Origin of the sequence: Gordonia sp. N1V (genome assembly GCF_029269935.1) — a bacterium.
In the GTDB taxonomy this organism is placed as follows: Bacteria; Actinomycetota; Actinomycetes; order Mycobacteriales; family Mycobacteriaceae; genus Gordonia; species Gordonia polyisoprenivorans.
The window spans coordinates 356,442-373,445 of sequence record NZ_JARJDD010000001.1 but is presented as its reverse complement, the minus strand read 5'-3'; the positions used below and the strand labels follow the sequence as shown (position 1 = coordinate 373,445).

16 protein-coding genes are annotated in these 17,004 nt (G+C 67.4%); 8 read left to right on the top strand and 8 right to left on the bottom strand.

Annotation, left to right across the window (positions count from 1 at the left end; translation table 11 throughout):
* Window positions 1-111: 111 nt before the first annotated feature.
* The 4 genes from P3L18_RS01670 to P3L18_RS01655 are packed head-to-tail and all read left to right on the top strand — an operon-like array spanning window position 112 to window position 4,034.
* Window positions 112-1,164, top strand: a complete 1,053-nt coding sequence (locus P3L18_RS01670; protein WP_170320215.1) for a sulfate ABC transporter substrate-binding protein — start codon at window positions 112-114, stop codon at window positions 1,162-1,164.
* On the top strand, window positions 1,161-2,045 hold the full coding sequence (gene cysT, locus P3L18_RS01665; protein WP_006370627.1) for a sulfate ABC transporter permease subunit CysT: 885 nt from the start codon (window positions 1,161-1,163) through the stop codon (window positions 2,043-2,045). Before P3L18_RS01670 ends, cysT begins: the two co-directional genes overlap by 4 nt.
* Complete coding sequence (cysW, locus tag P3L18_RS01660) at window positions 2,042-3,037, top strand: sulfate ABC transporter permease subunit CysW (protein ID WP_006370628.1); 996 nt, start codon at window positions 2,042-2,044, stop codon at window positions 3,035-3,037. Before cysT ends, cysW begins: the two co-directional genes overlap by 4 nt.
* Before the next feature lies 1 nt (window position 3,038).
* Window positions 3,039-4,034: a TOBE-like domain-containing protein gene (locus P3L18_RS01655; RefSeq protein WP_006370629.1), complete on the top strand. Its 996-nt coding sequence runs from the start codon at window positions 3,039-3,041 to the stop codon at window positions 4,032-4,034.
* Window positions 4,035-4,071: 37 nt separating this feature from the next.
* Here the strand turns inward: P3L18_RS01655 and P3L18_RS01650 are convergent, their stop codons facing one another.
* The 5 genes from P3L18_RS01650 to P3L18_RS01630 are packed head-to-tail and all read right to left on the bottom strand — an operon-like array spanning window position 4,072 to window position 9,638.
* Complete coding sequence (locus P3L18_RS01650; RefSeq protein ID WP_006370630.1) at window positions 4,072-4,812, bottom strand: sirohydrochlorin chelatase; 741 nt, start codon at window positions 4,810-4,812, stop codon at window positions 4,072-4,074.
* Window positions 4,809-6,128 (bottom strand): GTP-binding protein, encoded by a 1,320-nt coding sequence (locus P3L18_RS01645; RefSeq protein WP_211544492.1) that lies wholly within the window; start codon window positions 6,126-6,128, stop codon window positions 4,809-4,811. The genes P3L18_RS01650 and P3L18_RS01645 overlap by 4 nt, the downstream gene beginning before the upstream one ends.
* Window positions 6,128-7,072, bottom strand: a complete 945-nt coding sequence (gene cysD, locus P3L18_RS01640; RefSeq protein WP_244332168.1) for a sulfate adenylyltransferase subunit CysD — start codon at window positions 7,070-7,072, stop codon at window positions 6,128-6,130. The genes P3L18_RS01645 and cysD overlap by 1 nt, the downstream gene beginning before the upstream one ends.
* The gene (locus P3L18_RS01635) at window positions 7,069-7,818 is read right to left on the bottom strand and encodes a phosphoadenylyl-sulfate reductase (protein ID WP_276113031.1); all 750 of its coding nucleotides are present in this window, start codon (window positions 7,816-7,818) and stop codon (window positions 7,069-7,071) included. Before P3L18_RS01635 ends, cysD begins: the two co-directional genes overlap by 4 nt.
* Window positions 7,815-9,638 carry a nitrite/sulfite reductase gene (locus P3L18_RS01630; protein ID WP_276113030.1) on the bottom strand — a complete coding sequence of 608 codons (1,824 nt, stop codon included), beginning with the start codon at window positions 9,636-9,638 and terminating at the stop codon, window positions 7,815-7,817. The genes P3L18_RS01635 and P3L18_RS01630 overlap by 4 nt, the downstream gene beginning before the upstream one ends.
* Before the next feature lie 303 nt (window positions 9,639-9,941).
* On the opposite strand from P3L18_RS01630, the gene hemW reads away from it, so the two are divergent.
* Window positions 9,942-11,255 carry a radical SAM family heme chaperone HemW gene (gene hemW / locus P3L18_RS01625; protein ID WP_276113029.1) on the top strand — a complete coding sequence of 438 codons (1,314 nt, stop codon included), beginning with the start codon at window positions 9,942-9,944 and terminating at the stop codon, window positions 11,253-11,255.
* A gap of 13 nt (window positions 11,256-11,268) precedes the next feature.
* Here hemW and P3L18_RS01620 read toward each other — a convergent pair whose 3' ends face one another.
* Window positions 11,269-11,727, bottom strand: a complete 459-nt coding sequence (locus P3L18_RS01620; protein ID WP_231386646.1) for a MarR family transcriptional regulator — start codon at window positions 11,725-11,727, stop codon at window positions 11,269-11,271.
* A 26-nt stretch (window positions 11,728-11,753) separates the two neighbouring features.
* Here P3L18_RS01620 and P3L18_RS01615 point away from each other — a divergent pair, with 26 nt between their 5' ends.
* On the top strand, window positions 11,754-12,848 hold the full coding sequence (locus P3L18_RS01615) for a substrate-binding domain-containing protein (protein ID WP_276113028.1): 1,095 nt from the start codon (window positions 11,754-11,756) through the stop codon (window positions 12,846-12,848).
* On the opposite strand, the gene P3L18_RS01610 is transcribed toward P3L18_RS01615, so the two are convergent.
* The gene (locus P3L18_RS01610; RefSeq protein WP_276113027.1) at window positions 12,836-13,993 is read right to left on the bottom strand and encodes an AAA family ATPase; all 1,158 of its coding nucleotides are present in this window, start codon (window positions 13,991-13,993) and stop codon (window positions 12,836-12,838) included. The genes P3L18_RS01615 and P3L18_RS01610 overlap by 13 nt on opposite strands.
* Window positions 13,994-14,153: 160 nt before the next feature.
* On the opposite strand from P3L18_RS01610, the gene P3L18_RS01605 reads away from it, so the two are divergent.
* Entirely contained in the window at window positions 14,154-15,191 is a 1,038-nt protein-coding gene (locus P3L18_RS01605; RefSeq protein ID WP_276113026.1) for an aliphatic amidase, read from the top strand.
* 25 nt (window positions 15,192-15,216) lie between these two features.
* Here P3L18_RS01605 and P3L18_RS01600 read toward each other — a convergent pair whose 3' ends face one another.
* Complete coding sequence (locus tag P3L18_RS01600; RefSeq protein WP_276113025.1) at window positions 15,217-15,678, bottom strand: type II toxin-antitoxin system VapB family antitoxin; 462 nt, start codon at window positions 15,676-15,678, stop codon at window positions 15,217-15,219.
* A gap of 155 nt (window positions 15,679-15,833) precedes the next feature.
* On the opposite strand from P3L18_RS01600, the gene hrcA reads away from it, so the two are divergent.
* The gene (gene hrcA / locus P3L18_RS01595) at window positions 15,834-16,868 is read left to right on the top strand and encodes a heat-inducible transcriptional repressor HrcA (protein WP_276113024.1); all 1,035 of its coding nucleotides are present in this window, start codon (window positions 15,834-15,836) and stop codon (window positions 16,866-16,868) included.
* The last annotated feature ends 136 nt before the right edge of the window (window positions 16,869-17,004 follow it).

Here is a 17,004-nt window from a genome sequence, read left to right as displayed (position 1 = left end):
CCTGGGGGTCACGTGCCCGGGAGCAACATGCCTGGGAGAAGCGTGCCCAGCAGTGCTGTCACCGTCACGCGACGCAGCACACCGGTGCTGGTGTGTCTGCTGGCCCTCGCGATGGTCCTGATCTCCGGGTGCGCCGGCGGTTCCACCGACGAACCCGACGGAGTCGACATCTCCAGCGGCAGCCGACACCTCGACCTGGTGGCGTATGCGACGCCCAAATCGGGATTCGACCACATCATCCCGGCGTTCCGGGCAACCCCCGCAGGCGCCGACATCGGCTTCTCGGCCTCCTATGGGGCCTCCGGGGACCAGTCCCGCAAGGTCGCGCGCCGCGTGCCCGCCGACGTCGTGAACCTCTCCGTCGAGCCCGACATCACCCGCCTGGTGAAAGCCGGTCTGGTGGACAAGGACTGGAAGACCCAATTCCCGTACAACAGCACGCCATTCGGTTCGGTCGTGGCGCTCGTGGTGCGCAAGGGCAACCCGAAGAACATCCACAACTGGAACGACCTGCTGAAGCCCGGGGTGCAGGTGGTGACCCCGAATCCCGGTAGCTCGGGTTCGGCCAAATGGAATCTACTCGCGCCGTACGCGGCGATGAGCGACGGCGGCCGCAACCCGCAGGCCGGTCTCGACTACGTCGCCCAGCTCGTCCGTGACCATGTGCGTGTGGTCCCCAAATCGGGTCGCGAGGCCACCACGGCCTTCGAGCAGGGGCAGGGCGATGTGCTGATCAGCTACGAGAACGAAGCCATCATGCTCGACCGGGCCAACGCCACCGCGAGTCCGCGAAACCAGGTCGAGTACCTCATTCCGCCGCAGACGTTCAAGATCGAGAATCCGGTCGCGATCGTCAACACGACCTCCGATCTCGCCGGCGCCCGCGCGTTTGTCGGCTTCCTGTTCACCGATGAGGCACAACGGATCTGGGCTCAGCAGGGCTTCCGGCCGGTCGTCCCCGCGATCGCCGAGCAGACCCGCGACCTGTTCCCGGGGGCCATCGAGAAGCTGTGGACGATCAAGGAGCTGGGCAAGGTTCTCGGTGCCGGGACCGCCGCGAAGAACGACGGGGTGGATCTCACCGGGTGGAAGGCCGTCGACTCGGCGCTCTTCGGCACCAGTGGGGCGATCACCAAGATCTACGACGCAGGGGGCAGACAGTGACCTCGAACGTCTCGACGACCGATCCCGGTACGGGCGCACCGCCGCCCGACGCCGCGCCGCCCGGCGGATTCCTGGGACGTGCACGCACGTTCACCGGGGTCAGCCCGGCCACCGTGGGGTTGGCCTGGCTGTGGCTCAGCGTCATCGTGCTGCTGCCGCTGGCCGCGATCACCGTGCAGTCCTTCGACGACGGCTGGAGTGGGTTCTGGGACGCCGTCACCGCGCCCGCCGCACTCGACGCCCTGTGGATCACCGTGCTCGTCTCGGTGTTCGCGGCGCTGATCAACGTCGTCTTCGGAACCATCATCGCCTGGGTGCTGGTCCGGGATGAATTCCCCGGCAAGGGATTCGTCAACGCGATCATCGATCTGCCGTTCGCCCTACCGACCATCGTGGCCAGCCTGGTGCTGCTGTCGCTCTACGGTCCCAACAGTCCGATCGACATCCAGCTCAACGCCACCAAACCGGCGCTGGTCATCGCCCTGACATTCGTCACACTGCCGTTCGTCGTGCGACAGGTGCAGCCGGTGCTGCTCGAACTCGACGTCGACGTCGAAGAGGCCGCCGCGGTTCTCGGCGCGCGCAACTGGACGACGTTCCGCAAGATCGTGCTGCCGGCGCTGCTGCCGTCGATCCTGACCGGGGCGGGGTTGGCCTTCACCCGCGCGATCGGGGAATTCGGTTCGGTGGTCCTCATCGGCGGCAACATTCCCGGCGACACCCAGGTCGCCTCGCAGTACATCCAGCAACAGATCGAGATCGATTCGCCGGTCAGCGCCGCGGCGATCTCGGTGGTGCTGTTGCTCATCGCCTTCGTGACCCTGCTGATCCTGCGCATCGCGGGCCGTCGGCAGTCCACCCGGGAGGACGCCGACCGATGAAAGTGTCGCCCCTGACCCGATACGGGCTGCGCGCGATCGCGCTGATCTATCTGTTCATCCTGTTGATCGTGCCGGTCGGCACCATCTTCTATCGCTCCTTCGAACACGGCATCGTGCAGTTCTGGGAATGGATCACCACACCGGCGGCGATCTCGGCGTTGCAGCTGAGCCTGCTGATCGTGGTGATCGTCGTGCCGCTGAACGTGGTCTTCGGTGTGCTGACCGCACTTGCGTTGGCGCGCGGACGATTCCCGGGCAAGGGCGTCCTGCAGGCCGTGGTGGATCTGCCGTTCGCGGTGTCCCCGGTCGTCGCCGGCGTCGCGCTGATCCTGCTGTGGGGGTACGGCGGATGGTTCGGCGGCGTCGAGAGCCTCGGCTTCCGGGTGATCTTCGGTTTCCCGGGATTGGTACTCGCCACCCTGTTCGTCACACTGCCGTTCGTCGCGCGCGAGGTCGAGCCGGTGCTGCGCGAGATCGGCACCGAACAGGAGGAGGCCGCGGCAACCCTGGGAGCCAATGCGTGGCAGGTGTTCTGGCGGATCACCCTGCCCGCCATCCGATGGGGCCTGACCTACGGTGTGGTGCTCACGGTGGCCCGCGCGCTCGGCGAGTACGGCGCCGTCACCATGGTGTCGTCGAACTATCCGGGTATCTCCCAGACGCTGACGCTGTTGGTCAACTCGCGCTACACCGACGACTACAACGAGTTCGGTGCGTACGCGGCGGCGACGCTGTTGATGTTCGTGGCGATCGTCGTGCTGGTGCTGATGTCGCTGATCGAGCGCCGCGCGAAATCCCGTGTCGCCGATGCCAGTGGCACCGGTGCCGACGGTCCGGCCTCGCCCGACACGGTAGTCGAGACCCAACTGACCGTGCCGCACGGTCCGGAGTCGATCGACGCCCATCAGGTGGTCACCGAGCATGTCCACCACGACGCCGCGCCACACGGTTCGGCCCCCCGAAATGCCTCTGCCCGTGAGAAAGGCGTGTGACATGTCCATCTCGGTGATCGGAGCGAACAAGCGCTACGGCGACTTCGCGGCTCTCGACGATGTCTCGATCGACATCCCCGACGGCCAATTGACCTCGCTGCTCGGTCCGTCGGGGTCGGGCAAATCGACACTGTTGCGGGCGATCGCGGGCCTGGACACCCTCGACTCGGGCACCGTGATCATCAACGGCAACGACGTGTCCAAGAAGTCACCGCAGAAGCGTGACATCGGATTCGTGTTCCAGCACTACGCGGCCTTCAAACACCTCACCGTGCGCGACAACATCGCCTTCGGGTTGAAGATCCGCAAGAAGCCCAAGGCCGAGGTGGACGCCAAGGTCGACGAGTTGCTCGAGGTCGTCGGGCTCACCGTGTTCCAGCGGCGGTTTCCCGCGCAGTTGTCCGGCGGCCAACGCCAGCGCATGGCACTGGCCCGCGCCCTGGCCGTCGATCCCAAGGTGCTGCTCCTCGACGAGCCCTTCGGCGCACTCGACGCCAAGGTGCGCGAGGACCTGCGAAAGTGGTTGCGCCGCCTGCACGAAGAGGTTCACGTGACCACGGTGCTGGTGACTCACGACCAGCAGGAGGCCCTCGACGTCTCCGACCGGATCGCCGTGCTCAACAAGGGCCGCATCGAACAGGTCGGTGCGCCCGACGATCTCTACGACCGACCGATCAACCCGTTCGTCGCATCGTTCCTCGGTTCCACGGTGCGACTCAACGGCGAACTGGTACGCCCGCACGACATCCGGATCGGGCGCACCCCGGAGATGGCGTGGCCGTCTGCGGACCCGACCCTGGACACCGGGGTCCTCAAGGCCACGGTGCAACGAGTGGTGAATCTGGGATTCGAAACCCGGGTGGAACTCGTGGCGGTGGCCTCGGGTGAGGAGTTCGCCGCGCAGATCACCCGCGGCGATCAGAACGCGCTGAATCTGGAGGCCGGCGAGACCGTCTACGCGCGGGCCACCAAGGTCGCGGCGCTCTCGGAGAGCTGAGCGGTCCCGGGGCCGAGCGGTTTCCGGGGCAGGGCCGTCATCGCGAGTGATCGGCGGTCAGACCGCCGAGAGGAGAGCCGGCCACCGCCGTCGTGTAGCGGTCGGCGATCGCCTCGATCACATCCGGATGGGCGCCGAGCGGACCGGCGACCAGGGCGCCCGGGGCGAGCCGGTCCAGTGCGGTTTCGACGCGCTCGGTCAACAGGCCTGCGGACAAGAAGTAGGGGCTGAGGGCGATGCGCCCGGCCCCGGCACCACGCAGGCGTCGGATCGCGGTGCGCAGGGCGGTCTCACCGGTACCGAGCCGGGTCGCGAAGACCACATCGACCGGGCGGTGCAGCCGGGTCGACAGCTCGACGGCGCGTCGCCGGACGACCAGCGCGGCAGCGGGATTCGTCGAACCGACGGCTGTGACGAGGAGGCCGTCGGAGTCGGCGAGCCCGGCCTGTTCGAGACGATCGGCCAACGCCGCCGACAACGAGGTCGTGCCGATCACACTGGTGATCACCACATCACCGGGCGCCCGTGTCGAGGCGACGATCTCGGGCAGATCGATGTCGCTGTGATAGCCGGGTGCCAGCAACAGCGGCACCACGACGACCCGCCCACGCATCTCCGCCAGCTCGTCGGCCACCAGCGGCTCATCGAGATCGAGGAACGACAGGCGCACATCGGTACCCGGGAGACGACGGGCGACGGCGTGCCGCACACGGCGAGCCGTGTCGGCGAACCGGGGGTCCCGGCTGCCGTGCGCGACGAGCAGGAGACTCGCGCTCACACCAACTCTTGGAGGTGCAGGGACGCCAGGGCGTCACCGACCAGCCCGGCAGCCAGCGTGTTGCCACCCTGCGGGTCGATCAGCAAGAAGCTGCCCGACTCCCGGTTCACCTGGTAGTCGTCGGCCGGAATCGGCTCGGCGGTCTGCACGGTGATACGGCCGATGTGGTTGAGCTCCAACGAGTCCGGTGCATCGGTCAACGCCAGGTTCTGCTCGTCGAACAACACGTCGAGGGTGCCGACGATGGCCTGGGTGGTCTTGGTGCCGTGCTTGAGCAACAGGCGGGCACCCGGGCGCAGAGGTTTGTCGGCCAGCCAGCACACCGTCGCGGAGAACTGCTGGATCGGCTCGGGGGCATCGACGGCCGAGGCGATGAGGTCACCACGGGAGATGTCGACGTCGTCGGCGAGCAGCAGGGTGACACTGCGACCGGTGTGCGCGGTCGCCAATTGACCGTCCGCGGTGTCGATCTGGGTGACGGTCGTGCGGACCCCGGACGGTGACACGACGACCTCGTCACCGACGGAGACCCGGCCCGCGGCGATCTGCCCGGCATACCCGCGATAGTCCGGGTATTCCGGTGTGCGCGGCCGGATCACGTACTGCACCGGGAACCGCAGACCCACCTCCGGCTGATCCGACGCTGCGCTCCCGTTCGGGACCGTCTCGAGATGCTCGATGAGCGTCGGGCCGTCGTAGAACGGCGTGTTCTGCGACCGGGTGGCGATGTTGTCGCCGTGCAGCGCCGACACCGGGATCGCGGTGACCTGCTCGTCGGACCAGCCCAGGGTGCGCGTCAGGGAGCGGAATTCGTCGGAGATCTCGGCGAACACGGTGGCCGCATCCTCGACGAGGTCGATCTTGTTGACCGCGAGCACCAGCTGCGGAACACCGAGCAAGGCCATCACCGCCGCGTGCCGACGGGTCTGGGAGACCACGCCGTTGCGGGCGTCGACGAGCAGCATCACCAGCTGCGCGGTGGAGGCACCCGACACGGTGTTGCGCGTGTACTGCACGTGGCCGGGGGTGTCGGCGAGCACGAACGAGCGTGCGGGCGTGGCGAAGTAGCGGTAGGCGACGTCGATGGTGATGCCCTGCTCGCGCTCGGCGCGCAGGCCGTCGACGAGCAGCGACAGGTCCGGCCCGGCCAGCCCACGGTCGACCGAGGCGCGGGTGACCGCGTCGATCTGGTCGGCGAGCACCGATTTCGTGTCATAGAGCAAGCGGCCGACCAGGGTCGACTTGCCGTCGTCGACGCTGCCGGCGGTCGCGATGCGCAGCAGGTCGGGGACGTGTCCGAGAGTGTTGTTGGCCATCAGAAGTATCCTTCGCGTTTACGGTCTTCCATGGCCGCCTCCGACACCCGGTCGTCACCGCGGGTCGCACCACGCTCGGTGAGTCGCGACGCCGCGACCTCGGCGAGGACGGCCTCGTTGTCGGCGGCCTCGGACAGCACCGCGCCGGTCGACGAACCGTCGCCGACGGTGCGGTAACGGACCGAAAGACGTTGGAGCTCTTCGCCATCGCGCGGACCGCCCCAGACGCCGGGGGTCATCCACATGCCGTCGCGCTCGAACACATCGCGCTCGTGGGCGTAGTAGATCGACGGCAACAGCACCTGCTCGCGGGCGATGTAGCGCCACACGTCGAGCTCGGTCCAGTTCGACAGGGGGAACACCCGGACGTGCTCGCCAGGGGCGTGGCGTCCGTTGTACAGGTTCCACAGCTCCGGGCGCTGACGCTTGGGATCCCACTGGCCGAAGGCGTTGCGCAGCGAGAAGATCCGCTCCTTGGCGCGTGAGCGTTCCTCGTCGCGGCGCCCGCCGCCGAACACCGCGTCGAAGCGGTTCTCGGTGATCGCGTCGAGCAGCGGGATCGTCTGCAGCGGGTTGCGCACCCCGTCGGGACGTTCGGTGAGCCGACCGTCGGCGAGGTAGTCCTCCACCTTGGCCACATGCAGTCGCAGGTCGTGGCGGGCCACCACCTGGTCGCGGAACTCGAGGACCTCGGGCAGGTTGTGCCCGGTGTCGACATGCAGCAGCGAGAACGGAAGCGGCGCAGGCCAGAACGCCTTGAGGGCCACATGCAGCAGAACGGTGGAGTCCTTGCCGCCGGAGAACAAGATCACCGGACGTTCGAATTCGCCTGCGACCTCACGGAAGATGTGGATCGCCTCGGACTCGAGGGCGTCGAGGGTGGTGAAGTCGTCGCTGCTGTCCACCTCGCGGTCGGCGCTGGCGACGGGATCGGTGATGGTCATGCGTGCAGCCCACATTCTGTCTTGGCGCGGCCGGCCCAACGGCCGCTGCGCGGATCGGATCCGGGTTCGGGTTTGGCCGTGCACGGAGCGCAGCCGATCGACGGATAGCCTTCGTCGACAAGAGGATTCACGAGTACACCGTGGGCGTCGATGTAGGACTGCATCTGCTCGTCGGACCATGCGGCGATCGGATTGATCTTCACCAGCCCGAAGCCCTCGTCGAACGAGATCAGCGGCGCATTGGCCCGGGTGGGGGCCTCCACCCGGCGGATGCCGGTCACCCAGGCGTCATAGGACTGCAGACCCGACTTGAGCGGCACCACCTTGCGCAGGCGGCAGCATTCGCCGGGATCGCGGGCGAACAGGTTGCGCCCCAACAGTTCGTCCTGCTCGGCGACGGTGTGTTCGGGGGTCAGGTTGATCATGTCGACGCCGTACACCTGCTCCACGGCGTCGCGGGTGCCGATCGTCTCGGCGAAGTGATAGCCGGTGTCGAGGAACAGGACCTTGACCGGAACCCCGCCGAGGAGGTCGCGATCGATGTGTGTGACGGCGAGATCGACCAGCGCCGCATCCTGCATGTTGGAGGCGACGACGAAGTTGTCGCCGAACGTCCGGGCGGTCCAGGCGAACAGCTCCTCGGGGGTGGCGTCGGGACCCAGGTCGGCGGCACCCTGCTCGGCGATCGCGCGCAGCTCGTCCTCGCTGAAGCGTCGCCCGGTGGTCGTTGCGGTGGAGATGGTCATCGGAGTGCCTCCTCGTCGGCACGAACGGCCCACTGCGCGAACCGTTCTCCGTCCTCGCGCTGATCGATGAAGTTGCGGACGACGCGGTCGATGTAGTCGCCGAGCTCGGTGGAGGTCACCTTGTGCTGGCGCAGCTTGCGACCGAATGCGGCGTCCTGGCCGAGGCTGCCACCGAGGTGGACCTGGAATCCCTCGGTCTGTCCGCCCTCGCCGTCCTCGACGAGCTGTCCCTTGAAGCCGATGTCGGCGATCTGCGACCGGGCGCAGGAGTTGGGGCAGCCGTTGATGTTCACGGTGATCGGGACGTCGAGTTGGGAGTTGATGTCGGCCAGACGCTCCTCGAGTTCGGGCACCAGCACCTGCGACCGCTTGCGGGTCTCGACGAACGACAGCTTGCAGAACTCGATCCCGCTGCACGCCATCAGGTTCCGACGCCAGTTCGACGCGCGGGCGATGAGCCCCTGCTTGGCGAGGTCGGCGATGAGCACCTCGACCTTGTCGTCGGGGACGTCGAGCACGATCAGTTTTTGGTACGGGGTGAACCGGATGCGGTCGGAGCCGACGCGTTCGGCGGCCTCGGCGACGGCGGTGAGCTTGGTGCCCGACACCCGGCCCGCGATGGCGGCGAAGCCCACCGAGTTCAGTCCGTTCTTGAGCTTCTGGACGCCCACGTGATCGCGCGGCTGGGTCAGCGGGGTGGGCGCCGGGCCGTCGATCAGCTTGCGGTGCAGGTATTCGTCCTCGAGGACCTGACGGAACTTCTCGATGCCCCAGTCCTTGATGAGGAACTTCAGGCGTGCCTTGGTGCGCAGTCGGCGATAGCCGTAGTCACGGAAGATCGATACGACGCCCTCCCAGACGTCGGGGACCTCGTCAAGCGGGATCCACGCTCCCACCCGCTGGGCGAGCATCGGGTTCGTCGACAGGCCGCCGCCGACCCAGAGATCAAGTCCCGGACCGTGTTCGGGATGCTCGACGCCGATGAAGGCGATGTCGTTGGTCTCGTGCGAGACGTCCTGCAGTCCGGAGATCGCGGTCTTGAACTTACGCGGCAGGTTCGAGTACTGCGGGTCGCCGATGTAGCGGCGCACGATCTCATCGATCGCCGGCGTCGGATCGAGTACCTCGTCGACGGCCTCTCCGGCCAACGGCGATCCAAGGATGATGCGCGGGCAGTCGCCACAGGCCTCGGTGGTCTTGAGCCCGACGCCCTCGATGCGCTCCCAGATGGTGGGGACGTCCTCGATGCGAATCCAGTGATACTGCACGTTCTCCCGGTCGGAGAGATCGGCGGTGTCGCGGGCGAATTCGGTCGAGATCTGACCGAGGGTGCGCAGTTGTTCGACGTTGAGGGCGCCGGCATCGCAACGGATGCGCATCATGAAGTGGCTGTCCTCGAGGATGTCGATGTTCTCGTCACCGGTCCAGGTGCCGTCGTAGCCCTCGGCGCGCTGGGTGTAGAGACCCCACCAGCGCATGCGGCCACGGAGATCCTGTTTGTCGATCGACTCGAAACCCTGCTTGGAGTAGATGTTCTCGATCCGCGCCCGCACATTGAGCGGGTTGTCGTCCTTCTTGACCTGCTCGTTGGGGTTCAGGGGCTCGCGGTAACCGAGCTTCCACTGTCCCTCGGCGCGCCGCTTGGTCGGGCGGGCCTTCTTGCGGGCCGGACGCTCGGCGGCACCGGTCTTTGCGGCACCGGTCTTTGCGGCGCCGGATGTCGCGGTGTCGGCGCGTGCCGAACGGGCGCGGGGGGCTGGGGAGGACTCCTCGGGGACGGGGGAGTTGCCCGCCTCGGTGAGGTCCGTCGTTGACGTCATGAACTCTCCTGTACCGGCGCACAGAGCACCGGCGATCGCACGGTCTGGGCTGTGACGTGGCGGCATACCCGCGTCAGATGCGGGGACTCTCCGGGGCCGGAACGTCGTCTAGAGACGACAGGTAGCGCTGCAGACGCGCTTGAGATCAACGTGGCGTCGCGCGGCGAGCCACACCCCGGGGAAATTCACGGGCTCCATAGTGCCACGACCATCCGTCTCGCGTCTACTTGGGAATACTTTGCACCACGGTGAGGCAAAGTGGCCTGCGGCGATGTCGGCATCGCTGCGAGACCGACGTCGCGAATGTGGTTGCGTACCGAGAGCAAGGCCGACGCGTTGGTGGGTATTCCCCGATTCGGGCTGGGCGATTCGGGGCTGGGCGGGGTGGGCGCGCATCATGGGGTGGTGACGTCCGTTTCCGCCGCCGCCGTGCCGGCCGAGGTCGGCGACGCCTGCGGGGCCGTCGATCCCGGTGTCGGCCTGGGGCTCTACCTGCACGTCCCGTTCTGCGCGTCGAGGTGCGGATACTGCGACTTCAACACCTACACCGCGGGCGAACTCGGGTCGTCGGCGTCCCCGGATTCGTGGTTCGAGGCGGTGGGCCGCGAACTCGACCATGCCGCGGCACTGATGACCCCTGCGCGCCCGGTGTCGACGATCTTCGTCGGCGGCGGCACGCCGTCGTTGCTCGGTGGTGACGGCCTCGCCGGTCTGCTCGACGCCGTACGCAGCCGGTTCGATCTCACCGACGACGCCGAGATCACCACCGAATCCAATCCGGAGTCGACCTCACCGGAGTTCTTCGCGCGGCTGCTCGAGGCGGGCTTCACGCGGATCTCGCTCGGGATGCAGTCCGCGGCCCCCCACGTGCTGACCACCCTCGACCGCACGCATACCCCCGGCCGCGCCGTCGCCGCGGCCCGCGAGGCGGCCGCCGCCGGTTTCGCCCACATCAACCTCGACCTCATCTACGGAACACCCGGCGAGACCGACGCCGACCTCGACGCGAGCCTCGATGCGGTACTGGCCACCCCCGTCGATCACGTGTCGGCGTACGCGCTGATCGTCGAGGACGGCACCGCGCTGGCACGGCGGATCCGCCGCGGTGAACTGCCCGCCCCCGACGACGACGTGCTCGCCTCCCGCTACCAGCGAATCGATGAACGTCTGGGCGACAACGGTTTCGAGTGGTACGAGGTGTCCAACTGGGCGCGCTCGGCTGCCGCGGAATGTCGTCACAATCTGTCCTACTGGTACAGCCACGACTGGTGGGGAATCGGGCCCGGTGCACACTCGCACGTGCACGGGGTGCGGTGGTCCAACGTCAAACATCCGGCGCGTTATGCGAGCACCCTGGCCGACGGCATGCTGCCGGTAGCCACCCATGAGGTGCTCACCACCGCGGACCGCCACGTCGAATCGGTGATGCTGACCGCGCGGTGCCGCAGCGGGTTACGCCGTGAGCTCCTCTCCCGGGCGGAGGTGTCGTGCGCCGAGGAACTCGTCGCGCGAGAACTGCTTCGTCCGACCGGCGATGCGTGGGTCCTCACCGACCGCGGTCGCCTGCTCGCCGACGCCGTGGTGCGCGACATCCTCATCGCGGGCGAGGACGGCTGAAGGCGCCGGGCGATCAGGTGCCGATCCGGCCGAGCGCCTCGATCAGACCGACGTAGCCGCGTGCGCCGAGTGCGTCGGCGACGTCGCTCTCGACGGCTGCCTCGGCTTGTCGGACGGCGGCGATGCGACGCCGGCCACGGGCGCTCAGGTGGACGACGACCCGCCGCCGATCGACCGGATCGGCGCGCCGATAGGCCAGGCCCAGGGTAACGAGACGGTCGACCCCACGTGTGGTGCTCGCCGGCGGCAGGACGGCCAGCCGCGACAGCTCCGACATGGTCCGGCCGTCCTCGACGGCGAGCACCGAGAGCAGACGCCACTGCTCGGGTGACACCCCGAGTTCGGCGAGGTCGGCCGACATCTGTGACTCGACCCGGTGTGCGGCGCGCAGCAGCTGCAGCAGCAGTGGGTCGGTGGCGGCGCCGTGGTCGTCGCGCCGGGATCGGGTGTCGGGAGTAGCCTGGCGACTCACCGGACAACCCATCGCACGAGGTACCCATGACAGTCCGCCCCATTGCCGTTGGCACCGACTCCGCACGGCGCACCGTGCGGATCGCCTACGTCGTTCCGGTCCAGGGCATCGCGGGCATCTTCGGCCCGTCGTGCGAGGCGTGCGGGGAGCTCGCCCTCGCCGAATTGCACTCTGCCGACGGGATTCTCGGCCGGCCCGTGGAGCTGGTCGTCATCGACGGCGGCCGCGCACCCTCGCAGGTCGCCCAGGAGGTGGCGCAGCTGTGGCGGACGGGGCGAATCGACGCGATCGCCGGCTGGCACATCTCGGCGGTGCGCAAGGAGATCCTGCGCCTCGTCGGTGGTCAGCTGCCCTACGTGTACGCGGCTCTGCACGAAGGCGAGTTTCGCACACCGGGCCTGTTCATGATCGGGGAGTCGCCGTCGTCGCAGGTGATGCCCGCATTGGACTGGTTGCGGCGCAACCGCAGTGCCGAACGCTGGTGTGTGGTCGGCAATGACTACATCTGGCCGCGTCAGCTCGCGAGCCACGCCGTCGCGCATCTGGCCGGGACCCGGATGATCCACTGCGGTTCGACTTTCCTCCCGCTGGGAACGCGGGACTTCGAACCGACCCTGCGATGGCTCGAGACGACCGCGTGTGACGCCGTGCTGGTTCTGTTGATCGGCGACGACGCGGTGCGGTTCGGTCGCGTGTTCTCTCGACGTGGACTCGACACCACGATGGTGCGCTTCAGCCCGATCCTCGAAGAGAACCAGGTGCTGGGCATGGGTGCGGCGGCCACGGCGAACATGTATGCAGCCGCAGGCTATTTCGACTCGCTGGTCACCGCGGCGACCGCCGATTTCGCCGGCCGGTACCACCGTGTCCTCGGGGACACCGCACCGGTGCTCAACAGCATCGGCCAGTCCTGTTATGAGGCGATCACGCTTCTCGCGGCCCTTGCCGACCGGGCGGGTTCGCTGGCGGTGTCCCCGATACAGGCCGCCGCCGATGGGCTCGTCATGGATGCCACCCGCGGAACCCTGCGCCTGACCGACAACCGCGTCGACCAGGACATCTACCTGGCCAGCGCCGGTGCTCTCGATCTCGACGTCGTCGACCGGATTCATCGCGCCTGACCGTTCACCGGGGTCGGGTTCGTCGCCCCGCTGAGGGGTTCGGCGCTGGGGTGTTCGGTGCTGAGGGGTTCAGTGCTGACGGGTTCGATTGCGACGCTGATCTTTCCGGAGTCCACCGACGTGCGCATGCGGAGTGCGGTTCCGGTCTCGCGGTCCCAGCTGACGATCGCCTCGGCGAGTGGTGCATGCAGGTGCATCCGGAGAGTGCGCGCCAGATCGCGCGCCCCGTAGACCGGGTCGAAGCCGATCCGGGCGAGGTGGCTGCGCAGCGGGTCGTCGGGTTCCCACCGAATCTGCCGGGCGGCCAATTGTGCTGTCAGTCTGCGCAACTCGACGTCGACGATCGCCGCGGCGACCTGCGGGCCGATTGGATCGAACCGCACGATCTCGTCGAAGCGGTTGTACAGCTCGGGATCGAAGAACTCCTCGACGGCTCGGTCCACGGCGTCGGAGCCTGCGTCGCGCCGTCGGGAGCCCGGCATCGGCAGCAACGTGCGCCATCCGCGTGACCGGGCCCGGTGATGGGCGGCGATCTCGGCCGAGCCGAGGTTGGAGGTGAGCAGGACGATGGCGTTGCGGAAGTCGATCGTCGAGTTGCCTGCCGCCAGGCGCAGGGTTCCCGAATCGAGGATCTGCAGCAACGAGCGCAGCACCGTCGTGTGCGCCTTCTCCACCTCGTCGAACAGGACGATGCCCGGTCGAGAGGCGTTGCCCTCCACCAGTTCCCGGTCGAAGAGGGTGAACTGTTCCTTCGCGCCCGAATAGCCCGGGGGTGCCCCGGACAGGGATGCGGCATAGTGCTCCTGGGCCAGGGTGTTCATGTCGATCCGGCACAGTTTGTCGGCGTCGCCGGTGATCTCCGCGGCGAGCCGGCGGGCCAGCTCGGTCTTGCCGACACCGGTCGGACCGACGAACAACAACGACGCGATCGGCCGGCGCGGGTCACCGATGCCGGCGGCCGCGATGGTCAGGGCGCGGACCACCGAATCGATGGCCTCGTCCTGCCCGATGATCGCGGATCTCAGCGCCGATGAAAGCTGTGCGGGCGAGGACGCTCTGCCCATCCGGAAGGCCCGGTTCCGCGCGGGGGACAGTTGCTGACCCGAGTTGATGTCGTCGACCTTGCGTGCCAGGTAACCCGACATCGGTCCTCCTCGTGTGAACGTCGCGTAATGATTCCAAATGAAACCATAAATATCGGGAGTTAGCGGAGCGCGCAGACGGAAATCCGTGGTATCACTTCCATACGGAAGCAATAATCCGGTCGGGCAACGTGGCTGCCCGGCCACTCTCAGGAGGCGTTTCATGCGACATGGCGACATCTCATCGAGCCCCGACACCGTCGGGGTGGCAGTGGTCAACTACAAGATGCCCAGGCTGCACACCAAGGCCGAGGTCCTCGACAACGCCCGCCGGATCGCCGAGATGGTGGTGGGGATGAAGGCGGGTTTGCCGGGTATGGATCTGGTTGTGTTCCCGGAGTATTCGACGATGGGCATCATGTACGACAACGCGGAGATGTTCGAGACGGCGGCGGTGATCCCCGGGGAGGAAACCGATATCTTCGCCGCCGCGTGCCGACAGGCCCGGACGTGGGGCGTGTTCTCGCTGACCGGGGAGCGGCACGAGGATCATCCGAACAAGCCGCCCTACAACACGCTCGTGCTCATCAACGACGCGGGGGAGATCGTGCAGAAGTACCGCAAGATCCTGCCCTGGACTCCGATCGAGGGCTGGTATCCGGGGGAGCAGACGTATGTGACCGACGGGCCGAAAGGCCTCAAGGTGTCGTTGATCATCTGCGACGACGGCAACTATCCGGAGATCTGGCGTGATTGCGCGATGAAGGGGGCCGAACTGATCGTGCGGCCGCAGGGCTACATGTATCCGGCCAAGGATCAGCAGGTGCTGATGGCCAAGGCGATGGCCTGGGCCAACAACTGTTATGTCGCGGTGGCGAATGCGACCGGATTCGACGGTGTGTACTCGTATTTCGGGCACAGCGCGATCATCGGCTTCGACGGCCGCACCCTCGGCGAGTGCGGCGAGGAGGATTACGGGGTGCAGTACGCGCAGTTGTCGTTGTCGACGATCCGGGATGCGCGCGCCAACGACCAGTCGCAGAATCACCTGTTCAAACTGCTGCACCGGGGTTATACCGGGGTGTATGCCGGCGGGGACGGTGACAAGGGAATCGCGGAGTGCCCGTTCGATTTCTATCGCAACTGGGTCACCGACGCCGAGGCCACCCAGAAGGCGGTGGAGGCGATCACCCGCGAGACGATCGGTGTGGCCGAGTGTCCGGTCTACGACCTGCCGAGCGAGAAGACCATGGACGCCTGAGGGTGCGACTCGGCCGGCGTCGGGTTCACCAGCGCTGCGGTGGCGGGGTCCAGCCGGTACTGCGGGCCGCGCGTCGGTGCACCCCGCCGGCCGGGGACTCCCCGGGTGGCGGCGCGGCCCCGACGGCGGGGAGCTCGTCGGTCTCGGTGCCGAGTTGCTCGTCGAGCGGCGGCGCCCCCGGTCGCAGATCGAGCGCGTCGAGGTCGAGCATCCGTGCGTGGATGACCGTGCGGTTACGCAGCGCCGATCGGACCGCCCGGTGTAGACCGTCCTCGAGGTACAGGTTTCCGTCGTAGCGCACCACGTGGGAGAACAGATCCCCATAGAACGTGGAATCCTCGCTGAGCAGCTTGTCCAGGGCGAGCACCGTCGTCACCGTAATCAGCTCGTCGAGGCGGAACTGTCGAGGCGGGATCTTGGCCCATCCGCGATGGGTCAACGCGTGGTCGGGATACGGTTTGCCCTCCCGGACGCCTTTGAAGATCATCGCGACCTTCCTGTCGTGGGCGGCGTTCGCCGGGGCGGCGGAGATCGTCGGCGCCTCGCCGGTCGAACACGTGCACCCGTACTTCGTGGCGGTGTTTCGTAGAATGAACCCACCCACTGTAGGGCAGAGGGCGGGTTCGAGAGGAGGTCTGGCCTGTGTCGACCACCGATGATCGGCGGTTCGAGATTCTTCGTGCCATCGTCACCGACTTCGTTGCCACGCAGGAACCGATCGGTTCGAAGGCACTCGTCGAACGCCATCAGCTCGGCGTCTCCAGTGCCACGGTTCGCAATGACATGGCGGTACTCGAGGCCGAGGGCTACATCGCGCAACCACACACGAGTTCGGGACGGATACCCACCGACAAGGGGTACCGGATGTTCGTCGACCGCATCAGCGAGGTCAAACCGCTGTCGGCGGCCGAGCGTCGCGCGATCCTGTCAGTGCTCGATTCCGGGGTCGATCTCGACGACGTGCTGCGCCGGTCGGTGCGACTGCTGGCCCAGCTCACCCGCCAGGTCGCGGTCATCCAGTATCCGGTGCTGTCCACCGCGACGGTGCGTCACCTCGAGGTGATCACCGTGTCGCCGTCGCGGCTGCTGCTGATCGTGATCACCGACACCGGTCGCGTCGAACAGCGCATGGTCGCGCTCTCCCAAGACCTCGACGAGGACGAGATCGTCCGGCTGCGGGACATGTTCTCCGCCGCGCTGCACGGCAAGCGACTCGAGGAGGCCTCGGCGTCGGTGGCCGAATTGGCCAACAACGCACCGGCCGATCTGCGGGACGCGACGGTGAACGTCGCGACCGTGTTGGTCGAGACCCTCGTCGAACGGGGCGAGGACCGGGTGGTGGTGACCGGCACGTCGAATCTCGCACGTGCGGCCGCCGATTTCGCCCCCGTCAACGGCGGGATGGATTCGGTCCTCGAAGCTCTCGAGGAGCAGGTCGTCGTCCTGAAGCTGCTGGCGACGAGTCAGCGGATGGGCCGGGTGACGGTGCATATCGGGGAGGAGACGCAGACCGAGAACCTGCGTGGCACCTCGGTCGTGTCGACGGGGTACGGTGCTTCGGGCACCGTGTTCGGCGGGGTCGGGGTCGTCGGGCCCACCCGCATGGACTACCCGGGAACCATCGCGTCGGTGGCAGCCGTTGCCAAGTATGTGGGCGAGGTGCTCGCCGAGCGCTGACCTGAAGGCGGCGCAGAGCCGGTCGAGAGGAAATGGACGCGGCCGGCGTCGCGTCTGGTGAGGTAACCGATGCACCGGCTCCGTGAGGGTATCCCCGGAGCCATACGTGAGCTGTGAGAACGAAGGACCGAGACAA

Excerpts from the sequence above, each read along its gene's own strand:
- P3L18_RS01630 (WP_276113030.1), bottom strand. The coding sequence starts at position 9,638 with ATGACGTCAACGACGGACCTCACCGAGGCGGGCAACTCCCCCGTCCCC.
- P3L18_RS01655 (WP_006370629.1), top strand. The coding sequence starts at position 3,039 with ATGTCCATCTCGGTGATCGGAGCGAACAAGCGCTACGGCGACTTCGCG.
- P3L18_RS01635 (WP_276113031.1), bottom strand. The coding sequence starts at position 7,818 with ATGACCATCTCCACCGCAACGACCACCGGGCGACGCTTCAGCGAGGAC.
- P3L18_RS01670 (WP_170320215.1), top strand. The coding sequence starts at position 112 with ATGGTCCTGATCTCCGGGTGCGCCGGCGGTTCCACCGACGAACCCGAC.
- P3L18_RS01600 (WP_276113025.1), bottom strand. The coding sequence starts at position 15,678 with ATGATCTTCAAAGGCGTCCGGGAGGGCAAACCGTATCCCGACCACGCG.
- cysD (WP_244332168.1), bottom strand. The coding sequence starts at position 7,072 with ATGACCATCACCGATCCCGTCGCCAGCGCCGACCGCGAGGTGGACAGC.
- P3L18_RS01610 (WP_276113027.1), bottom strand. The coding sequence starts at position 13,993 with ATGTCGGGTTACCTGGCACGCAAGGTCGACGACATCAACTCGGGTCAG.
- cysW (WP_006370628.1), top strand. The coding sequence starts at position 2,042 with ATGAAAGTGTCGCCCCTGACCCGATACGGGCTGCGCGCGATCGCGCTG.
- P3L18_RS01615 (WP_276113028.1), top strand. The coding sequence starts at position 11,754 with ATGACAGTCCGCCCCATTGCCGTTGGCACCGACTCCGCACGGCGCACC.
- P3L18_RS01605 (WP_276113026.1), top strand. The coding sequence starts at position 14,154 with ATGCGACATGGCGACATCTCATCGAGCCCCGACACCGTCGGGGTGGCA.
- hemW (WP_276113029.1), top strand. The coding sequence starts at position 9,942 with ATGTGGTTGCGTACCGAGAGCAAGGCCGACGCGTTGGTGGGTATTCCC.
- P3L18_RS01645 (WP_211544492.1), bottom strand. The coding sequence starts at position 6,128 with ATGGCCAACAACACTCTCGGACACGTCCCCGACCTGCTGCGCATCGCG.